Origin of the sequence: Bacillus sp. AY2-1, assembly GCF_008368965.1 — a bacterium.
Lineage (GTDB): Bacteria > Bacillota > Bacilli > Bacillales > Bacillaceae_G > Bacillus_A > Bacillus_A thuringiensis_S.
On sequence record NZ_QPEL01000012.1, the window covers coordinates 1 to 20,145 of the forward strand.

The window sequence follows — 20,145 nt, forward strand, 5'->3', positions numbered from 1 at the left end:
CAAGATGACTCTTCTCAAGATAAACAGCAAAACTCTAAGCAAGATGACTCTTCTCAGGAGAAACAACTAAACTCTAAGCAAGATGATTCTTCTCAAGAGAAACAGCAAAACTCTAAGCAAGATGATTCTTCTCAAGATAAACAGCAAAACTCTAAGCAAGATGATTCTTCTCAAAGTAAGCAACAAAGCTCTAAACAAAATGATTCTTCTCAGAATAAACAACAAAGCTCTAAACAAGATGATTCTTCTCAAAGTAAGCAACAAAGCTCTGGAGGTAATAGTATTTATGACTTTACCAAACCAGAAAAAGACCGTATTCATTCTCTACAAGATTTAATAGAGAAACTTAAAAAGTCTAGTGATTTTATTAATTACCATACATCTGACGATGAAACGATGCCTTATTGGATTTCTTACTATCGCCCTTCACTTGATGGAGAGAAATTACAGAAATATTTAATGCCCACTCTTTTAGAGAAACCCTGTGCTTCTCTAGAACAACTAAAAGAACATATTCCGATGAGCGGCATTACAATTACGAACGATTTACAAAAAATTGAGGATATGGTTTTAAAGGGGCATGCGATTATTCAATTGAATCAGCAAGATCAAAAGTGTATGCTTGCAAACATTGCAATTGATAATTATCGTGCACCAACCCCTCCTTTAAACGAATCAACTGTTATTGGTCCGCAAGAAGGTTTTGTAGAGGATATTGATACAAACATTAATTTAGTTCGAAAACGTCTTCCTGTTTTAGATTTACAAACAAAAGAAATGATTATCGGCGAGTTTTCCAAAACAAAAGTTGTCATGATGTATTTAGACAACCTCGCTGAAAAAGATAATGTAGATTTTCTAGAAGAGTCATTACGCGCTCTTGAATATGATCAAATTAATGATAGTGCTTATTTACAAGAATTAATGGGTGAAAAATCGATTTTTCCTCTCTATATCAATACAGAGCGCACTGATAGAGTTACAAAAGCACTAATTGATGGGAAAATTGCAATTTTTGTTGATGGTTCACCAAATGTTCTATTAACGCCCGTATCATATTTCGATTTCTTTATTTCACCAGAAGATTATAATGTCTCTTGGCTATATGCAACATTTTCAAGAGTTTTACGACTTATCGCTGTCCTTTTCTCGATTTGTGCAGCTCCATTATATGTTGCCGTTTTAAATTATCATTATGAACTAATTCCAAGCGATTTGCTGGAAACATTGATTTTATCTCGAGCGCAAGTTCCATTCCCACCTTTAATTGAAGCACTGTTTTTGGAATTAGTTATTGATTTATTAAGAGAAGCCGGCGCAAGGTTACCGATGAAAGTGGGGCAAACACTCGGTATTGTGGGCGGTATCGTAATCGGGCAAGCATCTGTACAAGCTGGGTTAACGAGTAACATTTTATTAATTATCGTTGCACTATCAGCACTCGCTTCTTTTATTACACCTATTTATAAAATGGGTAACGCTGTTCGATTACTACGCTTTCCTTTTCTTATGTTTGCAGAAATAGGCGGATTGTTCGGGATTTCTCTTGGATTTATCTTCTTATTTACTCATCTATTCAGGCTTACTTCCTTACGTAAGCCGTACGCTTTGTTTTATCCGACAAGACAACAATCCGTTAAGGACTCTTGGATTCGTTTTCCTTTAACAATGATTGATACAAGAGATGTACAAGCAAGACCACAACATGTAAAAAAATCAGCAAAAGGGATTTCAACAAAACATAGATCGGACTTTGATGATTAAGAAATGAGGTGCATTGATGAGTAAAGTTCAAGAAAAATATCAAATATCTCCTATCTTTGTTTTCTTCTTAATTCACGGTGCACAATTTGGAGCTGGCGTTCTCGGCTTCGCTCGAATTATAGCAAAAGCCGCCGGATACGACGGCTGGATAGGAGTTCTCCTCACAGGAATTATCATTCATATTCTCATCTGGATGATGTATTATTCATTAAAAAATACAGAAGGAAACTTAATTGATTTACACAAACAGATTTTTGGAAAATGGATTGGAAATGGTATTAGTCTCATCTTTATGGCTTATTTTTTTATTGTAAGTATTTCTGTCGTTCGAACCTATGTCGAAATTATTCAAGTGTGGATGTTTCCTAGCGCATCCACCTGGATGCTCACTTTCTTTTTATGTTTAATAAGTTATTACATTATTTCATCAGGATTCCGCGTCATTACAGGAATTTGTGTTATTTCCGTTGGTGGAACATTAGGTTATCTTTTTCTAAGTCTTTTCATTTTGAAATTCTCACATTGGGATAATTTACTTCCAATGTTTTCACATTCTTTTACAGATATTTTGAAAGCAGCTCAACTATCCATTTATAGTATGACAGGATTTGAAATTTTCCTTATGGTTTATCCGTTTGTTAAAGAACCAGAAAAATCCCATAAATTTGCACAATATGGTGCATTATTCTCTAACTTCTTATATTTATTTAGTACCATTCTCGCTTTTACATTCTTTAGCGAAAAACAACTACTCAAAACAATTTGGTCTCAACTGTCCATGACACAAGTTATTAAGCTTCCTTTTATCGAGCGACTTGAGTATATTGCTATTTCCGGTTATGCTCTCGTTATTATTACAAGCTTTATTCTACCTTTATGGGCCGCTACTCGAGGAACACATGAAATCTTTCGTGTAAAACAACGAGGTATTTTAATTGCATTTATGCTTATCACCTTAGTTGTTTCACAACTTTTAACAAATAGGCATGATATTAATGATTTTATTAGCAATACATCTAAAGTTAGTTTTTGGCTTATATATGTATACATCCCAATTCTATTTATTATTGTGTGGGTGAAAAAAAAATGGAAAAAACCAAAAGAAAATTAATACTTCTTATTTGCATCAGTGTCTTCAGTCTAACTGGTTGTTTACAAAAAAATATTATTGATGATGTTCAGCTCATTCAAGGAGCTGCCTTCGATACAGCAAAAGATAATAAAGTAAAAGTTACATTTGTTTGTCCCATACAAAAAAAGGGAAATAAAGTTCAAGTTTATGAAGGAACAGGAAACGCAGTAAAACAAGTAAAGGCAGATACATCTTTGGAATCTTCGCAACCGTTCGCAAGCGGGCAAATGCGTGTTGCCTTATTCACAACAAAGATTGCTAAAAAAGGATTATCAACTTCCTTTGACACATTAATTCGTGATGTGAATATTGGTAACTCACTGTATGTTGGACTATTAGAAGGCAGTGGTACTGAACTATTTAAAGGAAAATATAGTACCTCTTACAATGTTGCGATTTATATAAAAAAAATGTTAGAACATAATATGGACACTGGGCCATTGCCAACTGACAATTTATATTTAGGTGCCTTCAGGTACTACCGTGAAGGACAAGATTCTTATATGCCTATCCTAAAAAAACATGGAGATAAAATAAAAATTACTGGTATTGGTCTTTTGAAAAAGGATAAGTTGGTCGGAACAATTAAGTATCACGATATGTTTGTTTTCAAAGGACTGCTAGAAAAGCACCGCTTGGACTCACATGAATTTAAAACAAATCCTGGCTATGCAATGATTAATAACATTCGTTCCGTTCCTACCTACGAAGTAAACATAAAAGATGGGAAACCTTCTTTCTATATTCACGTTAAGATGGATGCTCGTATTCAGGAGCTTTCTAGAAAATTTAATTTAGAAAACAAAAAAAATACAACAAAAATAGCCAAATCAATCGAAAAACAATTAGATGCAAAAGCTACAAAACTAATTAAACAGTTTAAATCTCTAAATGTTGATCCTCTTGCACTAGGAGCAAAATATAGACAACATTATCGCCCATTCAAATTAGAAGAATGGAGACAAATGTATAAAGATGTTCCGGTTCATATAAAATACACCGTAAATATTACAAATTCTGGTGTCATTGAATGAGAAATGATTGAACTCCTCTCTCCAGCATGATACAACGGAGAGAGGAGTTTTTTATTATCAAATAGAGAGAGAAGATATTTATGGGGGAACTTATGTCTAAAAAATTAGTAAAGCCTATTTTAAATGGTATTTTATTTCTCGGTGTCTTTTTATTTGCTCATACATACTTAAAAAATGTTTCCTTCACACGTTATTTACTTGTCGTTATACCAATGTTACTCGTCGGTATTTTTGGCATCGATCTTATTTTATCCCTTTTAATAAAAAAAGAAGAATAACAAGCGAACATCTTATTTCGATAAGATGTTCTTTTCATTTCATAATCACCTTATGTTACAATGAAATTCGGCAGAAAACGAGAAAGGATGAAACAACATGGCAAACGAAAAAGGTTTAGATAAAGGATTCGAACTTGTTGCAAAAATGCATGAAGAGTTCGGACATCCTGTGACAAATACTCCAACAAAACTAACAGAAGAGCGTGCAAAAATTCGTGCAAGTTTTATGCAAGAAGAGCTAGAAGAATTTCTAGAAGCAACGACTGTTGAAGATCAATACGATGCACTGATTGACCTTATTTACTTTGCATTCGGAACGTTTGCCGAAATGGGCGTACGTCCTGATAAAGGGTTCGAAATTGTAAATAACGCAAACATGGCAAAACTATTCCCTGATGGAAAACCCCGATTCCGTGAAGGCGACGGCAAAATTCTAAAACCAGAAGGCTGGCAAGCACCAGAACCACAACTTCGTGCTGAAATCGAACGTCAGCGCAAAGAAGCTGAAAAAAACTGCTAGGATTTCCTAGCAGTTTTTTATTATGTCTTTTTTCTGCAATTCATTAATGACCCACGTGTCCCGCGTGTCCTGCTGCTCCACTAATGCTAGCTGCTCCTGCCGCTGCCCCTGCTGCTCCTGCTCCAATTCCACCTGCCCAAGGAGAAGATTGTTGCTGTTGATATTGTTGGTATTGTTGGTGCTGTTGGTGCTGTTGACCATGTTGGCCTTGATGACCGTGTTGACCGTGTTGATCGTGGTGACCTTGGTGACCTTGGTGACCTTGGTGACCGTGGTGACCGTGGTGACCTTGGTGACCGTGGTGACCTTGGTGACCGTGGTGACCTTGGTGACCGTGGTGACCGTGGTGACCTTGATGGCCTTGGTGAGTTTGATAAAGAACAGCTTGCGGATGAATGTGGTGGTGACCTTGGTGATGTACTTGTTGTTGATGACCGTGGTGACCTTGGTCATGATGGTGTCCATGATGACCGTGGTGACCTTGGTGATGATGATGTCCATGATGACCGTGGTGACCTTGGTGATGATGATGTTGTCCATGATGACCGTGGTGACCTTGGTGATGATGGTGTCCATGATGACCATGTTGGCCTTGATGATGGTGATGTCCATGATGACCGTGAACAACTTGCGGATACCCACCTATTCCTCCAGCTACAACACCCACTCCCGGTACCGGGAATCCTGTCTGCACTCCTCCAACGAAAGAAGGAAATGTAGTTGGTGCTCCTACTGGAAATCCTGTCTGTACGCCAGCTACTGATGTCGGAAATCCTCCTGTTACTGTAGGCATTCCACCCCCTGATGTCGAAAAGCCCCCCATTGATGTAGGCATTCCAGTTTGCATGCCAGCTACCGATGTTTGGAACCCTCCTGCTGCTCCACCCATCCAGCTCGGAATTCCACCGTATCCTTGTTGGCCAGCCCCTCCCATTAACATCATTTGTTCATAACTATCCGATTCACCTCCGAAGAAGCCATGTGGTGCATTATTGTCCATCCCTTTCATTCCTTTCACCTCTTCTACTCAATTTAGCCTACCTTTTTTATCATATTTCCTATAGAAAAATAGGTGTTTGTCTGTATGGGAATTCCGCTCTTTTATTTATACGTAGTGGAATAATTGAAAACTTAGACTAAAGTGATCCAGAGATTATTTTCTACACAAAAAAGCTCAGAGCATAAATGCTCTGAGCTTTTATTTAGAATGAATTAGTTTGCAACAACGTTAACAAGTTTTCCAGGAACAACAATTACTTTACGAACTGTTTTCCCTTCAATTTGGTCTTGAATTGCTTCAAGTGCAAGTTGTTCCATTTCTTCTTTTGATGCGTCTTTACTCATTGTTAGTTTTGCGCGAACTTTACCCATAACTTGAACAACGATTTCAACTTCATCTTCTACAAGTTTAGACTCATCAAATATTGGCCAGCTTGCATATGTGATTGTTTCATTATATCCAAGTTTGCTCCATAGCTCTTCCCCGATGTGAGGTGCAACTGGTGCGATCATTTTTACGAAACCTTCTACATATTCTTTCGGAAGTGTTTCAGCTTTGTATGCATCATTGATGAATACCATCATTTGAGAAATCGCTGTGTTGAAGCGAAGCTCTGCATAGTCTTCTGTTACTTTCTTCACTGTTTGGTGGTAAGCTTTTTCAAGCTCTTTATTTGGTGCGTCAGTAATTTTCTCACTTAATTCACCGTTATCTTGAACGAATAGACGCCATACGCGGTCTAGGAAACGACGAGCTCCGTCAAGACCATTTTCAGACCAAGCGATTGAAGCATCTAATGGTCCCATGAACATTTCGTATAGACGAAGTGTATCTGCACCGTGGCTTGCTACGATATCATCAGGGTTTACAACGTTACCTTTTGATTTACTCATTTTCTCGTTGTTTTCACCTAAAATCATACCTTGGTTGAATAATTGTTGGAACGGCTCTTTCGTTGGAACTACACCGATATCGTATAATACTTTATGCCAGAAACGAGCATATAGTAGGTGAAGTACAGCATGCTCTGCTCCGCCGATATAAATATCAACTGGAAGCCATTGTTTTACTTTTTCAGGATCTACAAGTGCTTCGCTATTGTTTGGATCGATGTAACGTAGGTAATACCAGCAGCTACCAGCCCATTGTGGCATTGTATTTGTTTCACGACGACCTTTTTTACCAGTCTCAGGATCAACAACATTTACCCACTCGTCAATGTTAGCAAGTGGTGATTCACCTGTACCTGAAGGACGGATGTTTTCTGTTTTCGGAAGAACTAATGGTAATTCTTCTTCCTTCACAGCTGTCATTGTCCCATCTTCCCAGTGAATTACCGGAATTGGCTCACCCCAGTAACGTTGACGGCTGAATAACCAGTCACGCAGACGGTACGTTACTTTTTGATTTCCTGCGCTCGTTACTTCAAGCCATTCAATCATTTTTGCGATTGCTTCTTCTTTATTTAATCCATCAAGGAATGCTGAGTTTACGTGTGCACCATCACCTGTGTACACTTCTTTCGTAATATCTCCGCCTTTTACAACTTCCTTCATCGGAAGATTGAATACTGATGCGAATTCATAGTCACGCTCATCATGAGCTGGAACTGCCATTACGGCACCTGTTCCGTAAGTTGCAAGAACATAGTCAGCAATCCAGATTGGTAATTTCTCACCGTTTACTGGGTTAACTGCGTAAGCACCAGTGAATACACCAGTTTTCTCTTTCGCAAGTTCTGTACGCTCTAGGTCACTCTTCATTTTTACAGCGTTAATGTAAGCTTCTACCGCTTCTTTTTGTTCTGCTGTTGTAATTTCTGCAACAAGTGCATGTTCCGGAGCTAGTACACAGTATGTTGCACCAAATAGTGTATCAGGGCGCGTTGTGAATACTGTGAACTTCTCGTCTGTACCATCGATATTGAAGTGTACTTCTGCACCTTCAGAACGACCGATCCAGTTACGTTGCATATCTTTTAAGCTTTCTGGCCAATCAAGCTCATCTAGATCTTCTAATAGACGATCTCCGTAAGCTGTAATTTTTAACATCCACTGTCTCATCGGACGACGCTCAACTGGATGTCCACCACGCTCACTCTTACCGTCAATGATTTCTTCATTTGCAAGTACTGTACCAAGTGCTGGACACCAGTTTACAGGTACTTCATCAACGTAAGCTAAGCCTTTTTCAAATAGTTTTAAGAAGATCCATTGTGTCCACTTATAGTAGTTTGGATCTGTTGTATTTACTTCACGGTCCCAATCATAAGAGAAACCTAGTGATTTAATTTGGTTACGGAACGTATTAATATTATGCTCTGTAAATTCAGCTGGGCTATTTCCAGTATCAAGTGCATATTGCTCTGCTGGAAGACCAAATGCATCCCATCCCATTGGATGAAGAACGTTATACCCTTGCATACGCTTCATACGAGATAAAATATCTGTCGCTGTATAACCTTCTGGATGTCCTACGTGTAGGCCTGCACCTGATGGATATGGGAACATATCTAGTGCATAAAATTTTGGTTTTTCTGTCTCATCTGGCGTACGGAATGTTTTATTCTCTTCCCAGTACCCTTGCCACTTCTTCTCAATATCTTGATGATTAAAGCTCATGAGATACCCTCCTTGAAATTCTATTTATTTTCACCGCCCAAAATACAAAAAACCTCTCATCCCTAGAAAGGGACGAGAGGTTATAGATTCCCGCGGTACCACCCTAAATTAATGTAAAAATATACATTCGCTTAGATCCGTAACGTGGATTAACGGCAATTGCTACTATTAGTTTCACAACTGCAACTCAAAGGCGAGTTCATAACGAAACGTGGATTGACTTGCACCGACCGTCAACTCTCTAAACCAGCTTCTATTACTACTACTCCTTCTCACTGTTATTACACATATGAGTTAATGTGAACTACCCTCCACTTAGTATCTCTAAAAAGCTTACTTAAAGCGGGGCTTCTCGGTTAATCGTTACTTTTAATAACTAACGAATTCGTCTTAAGACAGCCGAGCTATCTCCCTTGTTCTAAAGGTTGTTTTATTTAAATATATTCTAAAACATGTTACATGTTCCGTCAAACTAAACTGCAATTTTTTCTTCAACTGTTTCTTCTACTTTTACTCGTTTATCATACATGCTCGTTGCTATAAGCGCTACTACAAGCATTACCATGATTGCTATAAACAATACTTCCATATTGTATAAATCAACAATCGCTCCACCAACGACCGGCCCGAACATTTTCCCTACAGTCGCCGCGCTATTTACAACACCTTGATAAAAACCTAGTTTATCTTTTGGTGCAAGTATATTTGCAATCGTCGGAACTGCTGGCCACACAAATAATTCACCGATTGTTAATGTTACCATCGCAACGAGGAACATCGTAAATTGCTGCGCTTGACTTAACACAATGAATGACGCCGCAAAAATGAAGATTCCAATCATAATTTGCTGTTTTAAAGAACGCTTCATCCAGCGAATTAGCATACTAACAAGTGGCTGCGCACAAACAATCATAGCTCCATTTATCGTCCATAATAAACTATAATGACGAAGGCTAATATTCAATTCTTGCATATGTGTTGCAATCGCTCCTTGCCACTGTACGTATGTAACCCAGCATAAAGCATATGCTACACACACGATCAGAAGTGCTTTAAATCCAGGTGTAAGTGACCAACCTTTTTTCGTTTCGATTTCCTTTTGCACTCCTGGCTCTTTCTTGTCTTCCATACCACGGAATCCAATAAAAGCAATTAAGAAGAAAACAAAATATAAAATAAAATTCGCTAAGAAAATATAATCAAAACGATATGATGCAACTAATCCACCACACGCTGTTCCAATCGCAATACCAACATTTTGTCCAACGTACATCGCATTAAATGCCCGTCTTCCGCCCTCTGGCCAAACCGTACCAACCATCGCATACATCGATGGGAAGACCATTCCAGAACCGAAGCCGATTAACGCTAGCCACACAACATATAACGGCCAACCGTGGAAGAACACAAGACCTAAAATTGATACAAGTGTAATAACAATTCCTACTAAAGTTGATTTATAACCGCCCCATTTATCAAATAAAACACCGCCGAGCAAGTTTCCAATTACACCAGTAAGCGAGTTGATCATTAATACCATTCCGGCCACAGATAAAGATTTTCCTAGGTGATCATGCAAATAAATTGTATTAAAAGGCCATAAAAAAGAAGCACCCGTGACATTAATAATCATCCCAGCTACTAATAGCCATACTTTCCTTGGCATAGTTTCCCCTCCTATTCTATTTTTTTCGTTCATATATATAACAGTAAAATTGTAGTCGTTTTTAAATAGGAAGGCAACTGATTAATAGTTGATGAAATTCAGATAATGGTTCATCGGTAAATGAAATTATACTGACCCCTGTTTGAAAATATATCGACTTACCGACAAAAATGACATCAGTAACAATATATAAATAAGGGGAGACTGTTCATACAGACTTCGACTAATCGACAAATATGACATCAGTAACAATATATAAATAAGGGGAGACTGTATGAACTTCATACAGTCTCCCCTTATTTATATTATCCAACTTCTTTTTCTCGCTTCGCACGTTCTTTAGCGCTCCATTTAAATATTTTATCTAATACGGAATATATTCTCCCAGATTCTTTCGTTAACAAAGGTCCTAACGATGCCAATATTAAAACATACAGGGCTGAGAATGGTTTAATCGTTGCCATTAAGCCGCCCGCAATTCCAATATTCGCGACGATAATGGAAAACTCTCCGCGTGATACAAGTGTTAAACCAATATTCGTAGAAGCCTTATGCGATAATCCCGCTTTACGCCCCGCAACCATTCCAGCGGTAAAATTACCGATAAGAGTAATAAAAACTGCTCCTAATGCCAACCACACTGCTCCTCCAAGTGAAAATGGATCTATACTTAAACCGAAGCTGAAAAAGAATATAGCTCCAAAGAAATCACGAAACGGAACAACGAGCTGTTCAATTCGATCACTATGCTCCGTTTCTGAAAAGACGAGTCCTAGTAATAATGCTCCAATCGCCTCTGCAACATGAATCGTTTCTGAAAATCCTGCTACGAAGAACAAAATAGCGAATATTACAATAATAAAAATTTCATTGGACGAAATATCTAACATTTTATTTAAAAACCTTGTAGCTTTTCTAGCAACTACAAAGAATAGTAACATATACCCTACTGCGATTAAAATGGATGTGAGAGCACCTACAAATGACGTTGCCCCTCCGAGTACTAATCCTGAAACGACTGATAAATATACCGCTAAAAAGATATCGTCAAACATAATGATTCCTAAAATTAGTTCCGTCTCTTTATTACCAGATCTTCTTAAATCAACAATTACTTTCGCAACAATTGCACTCGATGAAATTGTTATGATCCCAGCAATAATTAATGTTTCTAATAAGGGGAAACCCATTATATATCCGTAAAGTAAACCTAATATAAAATTAAGCGATATATGAACAGTTCCCCCAAAAGCAATTGATTTTCCTGATTTAATTAATTTTTTAATTGAGAATTCTAAGCCTAAATAGAATAAGAGGAATATAACGCCAACACGGCCAAGGAAGGAAATAACTTCTCCGCTTTCAATAAATCTTAAATCGATAAGCCCTAAATCTGGGGCATGAGGCCCCACTAGCATACCGAGTATAATGAGAAACGGAATAATCGAGAACTTTAACTTTGCAGCGAGAATAGCTGCAAAAGCGACTAATACTAACGCAGTCCCAACTTCAAAGATTAAAGTATCCATCGATTATGAATCCCCTCCTACTGAAAGCAACTCATTAATAATTCTTTTTACTTCATGTCTTTCACCTGATAATACAAGCATATCGCCAGCTTCAATGATAGAATCTGGGCCTGGATTAAAGAACTTCTTCATATTCTTTTTCAAAATGGCAATAATCGTTACATTATATGTGTTTCGGACATGTAAACTACCAATTGTTTTTTGTACGACTGGTGCATTATTTTCCACCTTAAACCACTCAATTGATAATCCTTCAAAGGCCATTTCAATCGTATCTAAAGCTTGTGGCCTATACACCATTCCGCCCAATATAGCTGCAATTTGTCTCGCTTCAGAATCACGAAGAGAGACGCTTGAAATACTCTCCTCATGATCAGCATCAAAATGGTACATTTCTCTTCGGCCATCATCATGAATAACGATAACCATCTTTTCATTACCTTTTGTAATCACTTCAAACTTACATCCAATACCTGGCAGTTCACTCTCTCTAATATTCATATTTTCCGCCTCCTAATTTTTTTAGTTACGGCTTTTATAAATCGACATCAATCTCCGTTTTAAAGGTCTCATCCTTTGAGATACCTAAATACTTTAGCGTCTCTGATGGAGTCGCGTGATGAAAATGTTTTTGCAATAGCGCAATCGCTATCCCTCTTTTGTACGCATGAAATCCAAACGTTTTTCGCATTGAATTCGTTCCGATCTTACCAACAACTCCAACTGCTTCTGCAGCATTATGAATTACACGATACGCTTGTTGGCGCGTAATTGAATTTGGCGTTTTATTAGATTGAAATACGTAATTTTCTCTTTTAACGCCAATAGATTGTACGTAATCTAAAAGCGCTTCTTTTACTTTTGTATTTAAATAAATATCTTGTTTAAATTTTTCATCTTTCACAGGAAGAGAATAAAACTCTTTAACAGTCCCGTCTTCATTTAATACATCTTCAAATTTCATGCCAAGTAGTTCTGTAATTTTTAATCCTGTGTTAATTCCAATAACAAATAAAAGATAGTCTCGCTGGGAGTGCTCTTTTAAATATTTTTTCATAGCCTCAATTTGGCTTATATCTTTTAATGCCTCTACAACTTCCATACATGTATTCTCCTCATCTTATGAACGGTAATTTTCTCATCATGTTGTCCATTTTACCTTATCATGCTATGAGATTTCCATGTATTATCCATTATTTTCACAATATACTTTTGTGATCCAAGCAATTTTCAATTTGGAAATTTACGATTGTACAAATACGTTGTGGTTAGAAAAGAAATAGGGGATAAAAGTTCAGCTTCTTTCTATAGATTGGATTCCTCCTTTCCTTATCCAGCTGCTTCTACTTTTATATTACGTTACTTATTTACATTATATTATACATTTCAGTAACATTAAAGTATTTTTTCTGAAAATAATAAAAACCGAGCAATTTCGCTCGGTTTTTTATTAATCTTCTTTCGGAAGAACAATTCCTTTATACAATTGAACTGTAATAAGGTAATAAATCGTGTAAATAACTACGAAAATTACGATTGGTATCCAAATACGGAAGTACGGATCGACTAAAATAAATCCGAAAATATTCATACCAACTAATACGTGAGCGATACCCACAATTGCTGGGAATAAGAATACTAAGAATAACTCTTTATAAATTGATTTCGTTAATAATTCACGGCGTACACCGATTTTACGAAGCATTTGATAACGCGTAATATCTTTTGATGCACCAGAAAGAATTTTGAACATAAGACAGCTTGCCATCATTGCTAAGAAAGCAATTCCAAGGAAGAAGCCCATAAACACTGTTCCGCTCGCAACACCGTAGAACATGTCATACACTTGATATTTACTACTCATTTGCTCAGCTTTTACATTTTTATATTTAGCTAGCTGCAACTCGTCAATTTTTTTCCATTCTTTTGTGTATGCTACGAAATCGTCTGTTTTTCCAGTAAATACGATTCCTTCTTTACCATTTACAGTATCGTACATTTTTTGATCTACAACTTTAATGGCACGATCTTGGTATATATAATATGGTTGGATTGTTCTAAATGCCTCATCCCATTCTTCAGGCATTGTTTTTTCATTTTTATCTTGTTCTGACCTCACTCCTGCTACTGTACCTACTGGAGCTTCTCCTGAAACTTCTTTATATTTACCGAAACTTTCTTTACCTACACCATCTCGAATAAATGGCTTATGTTTCTCTAAATCTTCTTTTACATAATAAATATATTTGTCGTCTACTTTATAACGGTACTCAGCTTTATTTTTAAATGATATACCATCTAAAATTTTCTTCTCTTCAGCTGTAGGATTATGAACAATTGAATCATAAATTTCAAATCCATCAACCGTTTTTATAACGTTATTTTTAAATGCCATACCACCTGAAATTGCACCAGCTCCAAGAGCAACTAACATCGCTACTGTTGCAAGTACCTTTGTTAAGCTATTAATACGGAAATTTAATTGTGCAAATGTAAAAGCATTAAGTCCTTTTTCACTACGCTTTTTATTACTCTTTAACTTTTTAATAATAACTGGAAGGAGTGATCCAAATAGCATATAAGTACCTGCTGTTGTTGTAACTAATGCAATAAGGATTCCCATTTCTCTTAATGTTTCCATATTAATCATAGCTGCATAACCAATACCTAATAAAATAACCGCTAGGAATGCAACTAAACCTGTCATTTTTCCTTTTACCACAACACGTTCTGTTTGTGCATCTGCATGTACAAGTTGCAGTACAGAAATACGTGATAATTTAATACTGTTCATAATTGCTGATAATACAAATAGCGCAAAGAAGAAGATGCAAGTAACAGTCATAGATGGCAGGTAAAATGCTTTATAGCCTTCACCAGCAAATTCTAATTGTTTCATTAATAATTGTCCGATACCCTCTGCAAGTCCTACACCAACTGTAATACCAATGGCAAGAGACGCAGCGCCTAATACGATCGTTTCAATAAACATAAGTAATGTAACTTTATGCTTTTTTGCTCCTAGCATCATATACATACCGAACTCTTTTTGACGAAGAGATAATAAGAAAGAGTTCGCATATAAAATATAGAAGAACGTTATAATAGCTAGTAAAAATGAACCTGCTTGGAATACGAATCCAATTGATTGAATAACTGAGTTAGATTCGATAAACGCTTTATTCAGCGCTAACGTTTGGAACATGTAAAAAATTGAAATCGACATGACAAGACCAACAAGTAAGACGATATAATCTTTCAGCTTACTTTTCAGCCCCGACATGGAAAGTTTAAATAACATACTGGAACCTCCTTTCTTACGCTTTTTGTGTACCTAAGTCCGCAAGCACATCTAAAATTTCTTTATAAAACTCTTCACGTGTACCGTCGCGGTGAATTTCTTTATATAGCTCACCATCTTGAATGAATAAAATACGCTGACAGTAACTTGCACTATACGGATCATGTGTAACCATCATAATAGATACGCCTTGATCTTTATTTAAGTTTGTCATCGCATCAAGTAAACTCGTTGCATTTTTAGAATCAAGCGCTCCTGTTGGCTCGTCCCCTAAAATAATTGCAGGTTCATGCACTAACGCACGTGCTGCTGCTGAACGTTGTTTCTGTCCACCAGATACTTCAGATGGATACTTTTGAAGTATTTCTGTAATCCCTAACATATCCGCTACTTTTTCTACTTTCGGTCCAATATTACGTGACGCGACACCTTGAAGAGATAATGGAAGTGCGATGTTTTCATAAATAGATAAGTTCTCTAATAAGTTGAAGTCTTGAAAAATGAATCCTAACTTTTGTGAACGAAAATCAGAAAGTTCACCTTGCTTCATTTTCGTAATGTCCGTACCCGCAATTTCAACAACGCCGCCCGTTGCTTTATCAAGCGTTGAAATTACATTTAACAATGTCGTTTTACCAGAACCAGATGGCCCCATAATTCCAACAAACTCACCCTCTTGAATTGAGAATGAAACACCTTTTAACGCATGTGATTGGTTCTCACCTTTTTTACCGTACACTTTTTGGACGTTTTTCACGTCTACAACTGGTTTCGTCATATATATCCTCCTACGCTTGTTTTTCCATTACCTATTTTGCGCTTTTTGGAAGTGAACTGCTATTTGTTAACATTACATTTACCTTACACTTTTGTAATATAAAAAAGATGAGTGTGTAAGGTTCGTTGATAAATGAAAATTTTATTAGCGATTCGACAAGTAATATCGACTTACCGAAAAAGATGACAATAAAAATGGGCTGTTCCACAAAAGGAACAACCCACTTCTCTCTTTATTTCTTTAAAGGTGTTACCGTCCAGTAAGTAACAACTCGCCAAATCCATTCTAGTGGACCCATTTTAAAGACCTTCATCCAAATTACGCTAAACACAATTTGAATTGCATAAATTGCAATACACACATATAACGTCTGCATGTACGTTAAGTTTTCTGCAAAGTTAAATACACTGCCCGCAATTAAAATCATTGCAGTTTGTCCAATATAATTTGTTAAAGCCATTCGTCCATAATATTTCAGTGGTGCTAACAATGTTTGAACCGGTTTTAATTGAAGTAATAAAATTAAAGCTCCAACATAGAAAGCTGAAATAATAGGTCCTACTGTAACACCAATTTTTAAAAATTGGCCTGCAGCATTCATTGTTCCATCCTCATTCTCAAGTATCATATTTATAAATGGTTCAGCAGGAACGTGCCCGTATTGATACCATACAGCTACGACACTTAAAACAAACATAACACCTGTAAAAATAGCGACTTTCTTTATATTTTGCGTGAGATTTTCAAATACACGATATTGTCCTGCAGCAAGCCCTAATAAAATTAAGCCAAGTGGTAATAACTCTTTAACTCCCATTACACTGAAGGCAATTGTCAAAATAATTCCTAGTACTAAGTTCACTTCTTTTTTCGCTTTATAAAACGGTAAAACGATTAACCCGCAAATTGCGTATAACGCTAATGCTTCTCCAGGCTGAAACATGTGATGAATTAAACCAAAAATAAATAATGCTACTAAGCGACGTAAAAATAAAACATAGCCATTTTTCCCTTTCGCAATCGCTCTTGAAATAAAGATATAGAATCCCACTCCAAATAAGAATGAGAAGATTGAGAAGAAACGACCTTCTACAAATAAATATAAAAATCTTTGATAGCTAGCATCCACTGTATTAGGATCTGGAATTTTAATGTTAAGTAGTGCGAGAATATTTACTAAAATAATCCCTAGTAGTGCAAAGCCACGAATGTAATCTAACTCATCAATTCGCTTGTTTGTAATATTGTTCCCCATAAAGCAACTCCTTGTATAAAATTTAATCCTTCCTTACTCTACTGGAGAAAGTTGCTCACAACTATCGACAAACCTTACAGTAATCTTACATTATTGTCATATAACAAAATAAAACCAGGTCATATTTCGACCTGGTTTACTCTGATTGTTTCGATTTTTGCGGTTGTCCTTTTTTACTATTACGCTGTTTTACTTGAACAATCGGATCAAGCTCATTCGAAAATTCAGCTTTATGTCCATTTTGCGTTTTTTGCTCTGGATTATTTTGATCTGAACGTTTCGCCATTACATTCACTCCTTATTAGTGCGGTGTAATAATCATTTGATGTTGCAATTGGCGAATTGCCATACGTGCTCTATTTAACTGCTCACGTTGCTCATCATTCGCATGTTGTTGCATCGTTTGTAAATCGTTATATGCTTGTTCTAATTGTAACTGCGCATCCGAATACTCCATCGTATTGTAATGCTCTTGTCTCATACCTTGGTCTAATTGTTCTTTCGCATATTCCACCGCTTGTTCCGCTTGTGTAATATACGATTCAAGTGATTGACGCTCTGCCATAATTGTCCCTCCTTGCTTCAATTCCCCTTTAGTGTGTCCCTTCCATCTCTACCTTATGAGTATGTTATAATGGATTTTGTTTCATTTTGACTCGGCTTAGGAGGGAAAGTAATGAAGGTTCAAAACCCTTTTCCATATACAAACGACAATAAACGTTATCATACATGGAATTACCATTTACGAAATGAATTTGGTGAAAAAATCTTTAAAGTTTCATTAGATGCTGGCTTCGATTGCCCGAACCGGGACGGTACAGTTGCTTACGGCGGTTGTACATTTTGCAGTGCTGCCGGATCTGGTGACTTCGCTGGTGATCGCCGCGATGATGTTATAACGCAATATCATGAAATGAAAGAAAAAATGCGCTCAAAGTGGAAAGACGGAAAATGTATCGCTTATTTCCAAGCGTACACAAATACACATGCACCACTTGAAGTTTTAAAAGAAAAATTCGAACCGCTTCTAGCAGAAAAAGACGTTGTCGGTCTTTCTATCGCGACTCGTCCAGATTGCTTACCAGACGATGTCGTTGAATATTTAGCGGACTTAAATAAACGCACATACCTTTGGGTTGAACTCGGTTTACAAACTGTTCACGAACGAACTGCAAACCTTATTAATCGCGCTCATGATTACCCATCTTACGTGGAAGGTGTAAATAAATTACGTAAGCATGGCATTAGAGTTTGCTCTCATATTATTAATGGTCTTCCACTTGAAGATTACGACATGATGATGGAAACAGCTCGTGAAGTAGCAAAGCTTGACGTACAAGGAATTAAAATTCATTTACTTCACTTATTAAAAGGAACGCCAATGGTGAAGCAATATGAAAAAGGACAACTCGAGTTCCTTTCTCTTGAAGATTACGTAAGTCTCGTTGTTGACCAACTTGAAATGATTCCAGAAGACGTAATTGTGCACCGCATCACAGGTGACGGTCCGCCTGATTTAATGATTGGCCCAATGTGGAGCTTAAATAAATGGGAAGTATTAAATTCCATCGATGCAGAATTTGTACGCCGCGGAAGCTGGCAAGGAAAATATGCAAATGAGGAGAAACAAAAATGAAATTAGAACGTGTATTACCGTTTGCTCGCTCGCTTCTGCAAACGGCAGTAAAAGAAGGCGATTACGCTGTAGATGCAACTTTAGGAAACGGCCATGACACTTGCTTCCTAGCTGAAATCGTTGGAGATAGCGGAAAAGTATTTGGATTTGATATTCAAAAAGAGGCAATCGAAAGCTCAACAACTCATCTAAAAGAAAAAGAACTTTTTGAACGTACTGTTTTAGTTCACGATAGTCACGATACTCTTCTATCCGTATTACCAGAAGATGCAAAAGGAAAAGTAACAGGCGCAATTTTCAACTTAGGTTACCTTCCAGGCGGAGACAAGCATATCGTTACAAAACCGAACTCAACAATCTCAGCGATCGAACAACTATTAGAAGTAATGGCACCTGAAGGTATCATCGTTCTTGTCATTTACCACGGACATCCAGAAGGACAAGTAGAACGCGACGCTGTACTTACATTTGCTGAAAAACTAGACCAAAAACAAGCTCACGTACTACGATATGGCTTCATTAACCAGCAAAATAACCCGCCATTTATTGTGGCGATTGAAAAGCGATAAAGTGAAACTTTAATCAGTGGGGGCATCCCCACTGATTATTAGTTGAACCAATCGGGCATTTATGGGCAGTTTATCTCCCACCTAACCTCTTTGCTCCAGGCGAATTTTAAGGTGGGAGTTTTACTGCCCGTTAATGCGGGGGAATATATCAACGATTTTTCAATTATATCTATCGTAACTCGGGATATATCAACGATTTTTTCGATATATCTATCATAACTTACAATATATCAACGATTTCTCGGATATATCGATTGTTCGACAAAACATAACAAAAAAAGACGTGCATTCACTGCACGTTTTTTTGTTATCCTCCTATATAATGGATATATACAATCTTAAAGGAGACAAACCAATGATCGGAATACTAGCAGGAATGGGTCCAAAATCAACTGGACCATTCGTCGATACAGTTGTAGCAAGGTGCCAAACAATATACGGAGCAAAGCATGATATGGACTTTCCTCATATGATGATCTACTCGTGTCCAACACCGTTTTACATGGATCGCCCTATTGATCACGGAGCGATGAAAAAAGCGATTATTGACGGAGCACAAAAACTTGAAAGTACTGGCGGAAGCTTTATTGCCATGCCGTGTAATACGGCGCATCTTTATTTTGAAGAATTACAGCGTTCGCTTTCTATCCCGATTTTAAATATAGTCGATGAAACGTTACAAGCAATTCCTGAAAATACAAAAAGAGTCGCTCTTCTCGCAACAGAAGCAACTGTTCAAGCTAGGATTTACCAAGATGGGATTGCAAAGCGTAATATAGAATACATTCATCATGAAAAATGGCAGGAAAGCATTAATCAAATTATTACTTGCATTAAATCTGGAGAGATTGAAGAAGCTCGCGAATTGTGGAATACGCTCGTTTTACAACTGAGAGATGAAATAGATACTGCAATTATCGCATGCACTGATTTGAATGTAGTGGCTAGTGAGGATTTTGTTGATTCCTCTCAATGTCTTGCTGATGCTGTTGTTGAAATGTATTTATCAAATAAGAAGAAACATTTATAAACGTTGAAACCCCTAAAAACTTTTAACTTTCT

At 37.1% G+C, this 20,145-nt stretch carries 19 protein-coding genes and 1 other annotated feature; of the genes, 8 read left to right on the forward strand and 11 right to left on the reverse strand.

Going from position 1 to position 20,145, the window contains the following annotated elements; all coding sequences use genetic code 11:
• The 5 genes from DN403_RS01825 to DN403_RS01845 all read left to right on the forward strand — a co-directional run.
• Nucleotides 1-1,764, forward strand: a 1,764-nt coding sequence (locus DN403_RS01825) for a spore germination protein (protein ID WP_149185276.1), incomplete at its 5' end; no start/stop codon positions are given.
• Nucleotides 1,765-1,780: 16 nt separating this feature from the next.
• A complete protein-coding gene (locus DN403_RS01830) occupies nucleotides 1,781-2,875 on the forward strand; it encodes a spore germination protein (RefSeq protein WP_000049049.1) in 1,095 nt (364 codons plus the stop codon).
• The gene (locus DN403_RS01835; protein ID WP_000416067.1) at nucleotides 2,851-3,930 is read left to right on the forward strand and encodes a Ger(x)C family spore germination protein; all 1,080 of its coding nucleotides are present in this window, start codon (nucleotides 2,851-2,853) and stop codon (nucleotides 3,928-3,930) included. Before DN403_RS01830 ends, DN403_RS01835 begins: the two co-directional genes overlap by 25 nt.
• 92 nt (nucleotides 3,931-4,022) lie before the next feature.
• A complete protein-coding gene (locus tag DN403_RS01840) occupies nucleotides 4,023-4,208 on the forward strand; it encodes a macro domain-containing protein (RefSeq protein WP_000038780.1) in 186 nt (61 codons plus the stop codon).
• Between the two features lie 97 nt (nucleotides 4,209-4,305).
• Entirely contained in the window at nucleotides 4,306-4,728 is a 423-nt protein-coding gene (locus DN403_RS01845; protein WP_016077189.1) for a pyrophosphohydrolase domain-containing protein, read from the forward strand.
• 43 nt (nucleotides 4,729-4,771) lie between these two features.
• Here DN403_RS01845 and DN403_RS01850 read toward each other — a convergent pair whose 3' ends face one another.
• The 11 genes from DN403_RS01850 to DN403_RS01900 all read right to left on the reverse strand — a co-directional run bounded on the left by DN403_RS01850 (nucleotide 4,772) and on the right by DN403_RS01900 (nucleotide 17,443).
• Nucleotides 4,772-5,737, reverse strand: coding sequence for a hypothetical protein (locus DN403_RS01850; RefSeq protein WP_149185277.1), 966 nt, complete (start codon nucleotides 5,735-5,737; stop codon nucleotides 4,772-4,774).
• A gap of 203 nt (nucleotides 5,738-5,940) precedes the next feature.
• The gene (gene leuS, locus DN403_RS01855; protein ID WP_000009441.1) at nucleotides 5,941-8,349 is read right to left on the reverse strand and encodes a leucine--tRNA ligase; all 2,409 of its coding nucleotides are present in this window, start codon (nucleotides 8,347-8,349) and stop codon (nucleotides 5,941-5,943) included.
• Between the two features lie 65 nt (nucleotides 8,350-8,414).
• Nucleotides 8,415-8,634: a binding site (T-box leader), on the reverse strand.
• Between the two features lie 187 nt (nucleotides 8,635-8,821).
• On the reverse strand, nucleotides 8,822-10,015 hold the full coding sequence (locus DN403_RS01860) for an MDR family MFS transporter (protein ID WP_001137549.1): 1,194 nt from the start codon (nucleotides 10,013-10,015) through the stop codon (nucleotides 8,822-8,824).
• Nucleotides 10,016-10,320: 305 nt separating this feature from the next.
• Entirely contained in the window at nucleotides 10,321-11,544 is a 1,224-nt protein-coding gene (locus tag DN403_RS01865; RefSeq protein ID WP_000380177.1) for a cation:proton antiporter, read from the reverse strand.
• A 3-nt stretch (nucleotides 11,545-11,547) separates the two neighbouring features.
• Nucleotides 11,548-12,045, reverse strand: coding sequence for a cation:proton antiporter regulatory subunit (locus DN403_RS01870; protein ID WP_001026053.1), 498 nt, complete (start codon nucleotides 12,043-12,045; stop codon nucleotides 11,548-11,550).
• A gap of 34 nt (nucleotides 12,046-12,079) precedes the next feature.
• A complete protein-coding gene (locus DN403_RS01875; RefSeq protein WP_000454200.1) occupies nucleotides 12,080-12,646 on the reverse strand; it encodes a tyrosine-type recombinase/integrase in 567 nt (188 codons plus the stop codon).
• A gap of 348 nt (nucleotides 12,647-12,994) precedes the next feature.
• Nucleotides 12,995-14,845 carry an FtsX-like permease family protein gene (locus tag DN403_RS01880; RefSeq protein ID WP_000897786.1) on the reverse strand — a complete coding sequence of 617 codons (1,851 nt, stop codon included), beginning with the start codon at nucleotides 14,843-14,845 and terminating at the stop codon, nucleotides 12,995-12,997.
• Nucleotides 14,846-14,861: 16 nt separating this feature from the next.
• Nucleotides 14,862-15,623, reverse strand: coding sequence for an ABC transporter ATP-binding protein (locus DN403_RS01885; RefSeq protein ID WP_000165835.1), 762 nt, complete (start codon nucleotides 15,621-15,623; stop codon nucleotides 14,862-14,864).
• Nucleotides 15,624-15,855: 232 nt separating this feature from the next.
• Complete coding sequence (locus DN403_RS01890; protein ID WP_000527709.1) at nucleotides 15,856-16,878, reverse strand: DUF418 domain-containing protein; 1,023 nt, start codon at nucleotides 16,876-16,878, stop codon at nucleotides 15,856-15,858.
• Between the two features lie 136 nt (nucleotides 16,879-17,014).
• Complete coding sequence (locus tag DN403_RS01895; RefSeq protein WP_149185278.1) at nucleotides 17,015-17,164, reverse strand: glycogen biosynthesis protein GlgD; 150 nt, start codon at nucleotides 17,162-17,164, stop codon at nucleotides 17,015-17,017.
• 15 nt (nucleotides 17,165-17,179) lie between these two features.
• Nucleotides 17,180-17,443: a YtzC family protein gene (locus tag DN403_RS01900; protein WP_000840869.1), complete on the reverse strand. Its 264-nt coding sequence runs from the start codon at nucleotides 17,441-17,443 to the stop codon at nucleotides 17,180-17,182.
• Between the two features lie 111 nt (nucleotides 17,444-17,554).
• On the opposite strand from DN403_RS01900, the gene mnmL reads away from it, so the two are divergent.
• The 3 genes from mnmL to DN403_RS01915 all read left to right on the forward strand — a co-directional run bounded on the left by mnmL (nucleotide 17,555) and on the right by DN403_RS01915 (nucleotide 20,113).
• A complete protein-coding gene (gene mnmL / locus DN403_RS01905; RefSeq protein WP_000868035.1) occupies nucleotides 17,555-18,514 on the forward strand; it encodes a tRNA modification radical SAM protein MnmL/YtqA in 960 nt (319 codons plus the stop codon).
• Nucleotides 18,511-19,083, forward strand: a complete 573-nt coding sequence (mnmM, locus tag DN403_RS01910) for a tRNA 5-(aminomethyl)-2-thiouridylate-methyltransferase MnmM (protein WP_000764475.1) — start codon at nucleotides 18,511-18,513, stop codon at nucleotides 19,081-19,083. The genes mnmL and mnmM overlap by 4 nt, the downstream gene beginning before the upstream one ends.
• A 355-nt stretch (nucleotides 19,084-19,438) precedes the next feature.
• A complete protein-coding gene (locus DN403_RS01915) occupies nucleotides 19,439-20,113 on the forward strand; it encodes an aspartate/glutamate racemase family protein (RefSeq protein ID WP_149185279.1) in 675 nt (224 codons plus the stop codon).
• Nucleotides 20,114-20,145: the final 32 nt, after the last annotated feature.

Bases quoted from the DNA above. Each gene is read 5' to 3' on its own strand.
- mnmL (WP_000868035.1), top strand. From the start codon at position 17,555: ATGAAGGTTCAAAACCCTTTTCCATATACAAACGACAATAAACGTTAT.
- DN403_RS01830 (WP_000049049.1), top strand. From the start codon at position 1,781: ATGAGTAAAGTTCAAGAAAAATATCAAATATCTCCTATCTTTGTTTTC.
- DN403_RS01860 (WP_001137549.1), bottom strand. From the start codon at position 10,015: ATGCCAAGGAAAGTATGGCTATTAGTAGCTGGGATGATTATTAATGTC.
- DN403_RS01840 (WP_000038780.1), top strand. From the start codon at position 4,023: ATGTCTAAAAAATTAGTAAAGCCTATTTTAAATGGTATTTTATTTCTC.
- mnmM (WP_000764475.1), top strand. From the start codon at position 18,511: ATGAAATTAGAACGTGTATTACCGTTTGCTCGCTCGCTTCTGCAAACG.
- DN403_RS01890 (WP_000527709.1), bottom strand. From the start codon at position 16,878: ATGGGGAACAATATTACAAACAAGCGAATTGATGAGTTAGATTACATT.
- leuS (WP_000009441.1), bottom strand. From the start codon at position 8,349: ATGAGCTTTAATCATCAAGATATTGAGAAGAAGTGGCAAGGGTACTGG.
- DN403_RS01885 (WP_000165835.1), bottom strand. From the start codon at position 15,623: ATGACGAAACCAGTTGTAGACGTGAAAAACGTCCAAAAAGTGTACGGT.
- DN403_RS01835 (WP_000416067.1), top strand. From the start codon at position 2,851: ATGGAAAAAACCAAAAGAAAATTAATACTTCTTATTTGCATCAGTGTC.
- DN403_RS01845 (WP_016077189.1), top strand. From the start codon at position 4,306: ATGGCAAACGAAAAAGGTTTAGATAAAGGATTCGAACTTGTTGCAAAA.
- DN403_RS01895 (WP_149185278.1), bottom strand. From the start codon at position 17,164: ATGGCGAAACGTTCAGATCAAAATAATCCAGAGCAAAAAACGCAAAAT.
- DN403_RS01875 (WP_000454200.1), bottom strand. From the start codon at position 12,646: ATGGAAGTTGTAGAGGCATTAAAAGATATAAGCCAAATTGAGGCTATG.
- DN403_RS01880 (WP_000897786.1), bottom strand. From the start codon at position 14,845: ATGTTATTTAAACTTTCCATGTCGGGGCTGAAAAGTAAGCTGAAAGAT.
- DN403_RS01915 (WP_149185279.1), top strand. From the start codon at position 19,439: ATGATCGGAATACTAGCAGGAATGGGTCCAAAATCAACTGGACCATTC.
- DN403_RS01870 (WP_001026053.1), bottom strand. From the start codon at position 12,045: ATGAATATTAGAGAGAGTGAACTGCCAGGTATTGGATGTAAGTTTGAA.
- DN403_RS01865 (WP_000380177.1), bottom strand. From the start codon at position 11,544: ATGGATACTTTAATCTTTGAAGTTGGGACTGCGTTAGTATTAGTCGCT.
- DN403_RS01850 (WP_149185277.1), bottom strand. From the start codon at position 5,737: ATGAAAGGGATGGACAATAATGCACCACATGGCTTCTTCGGAGGTGAA.
- DN403_RS01900 (WP_000840869.1), bottom strand. From the start codon at position 17,443: ATGGCAGAGCGTCAATCACTTGAATCGTATATTACACAAGCGGAACAA.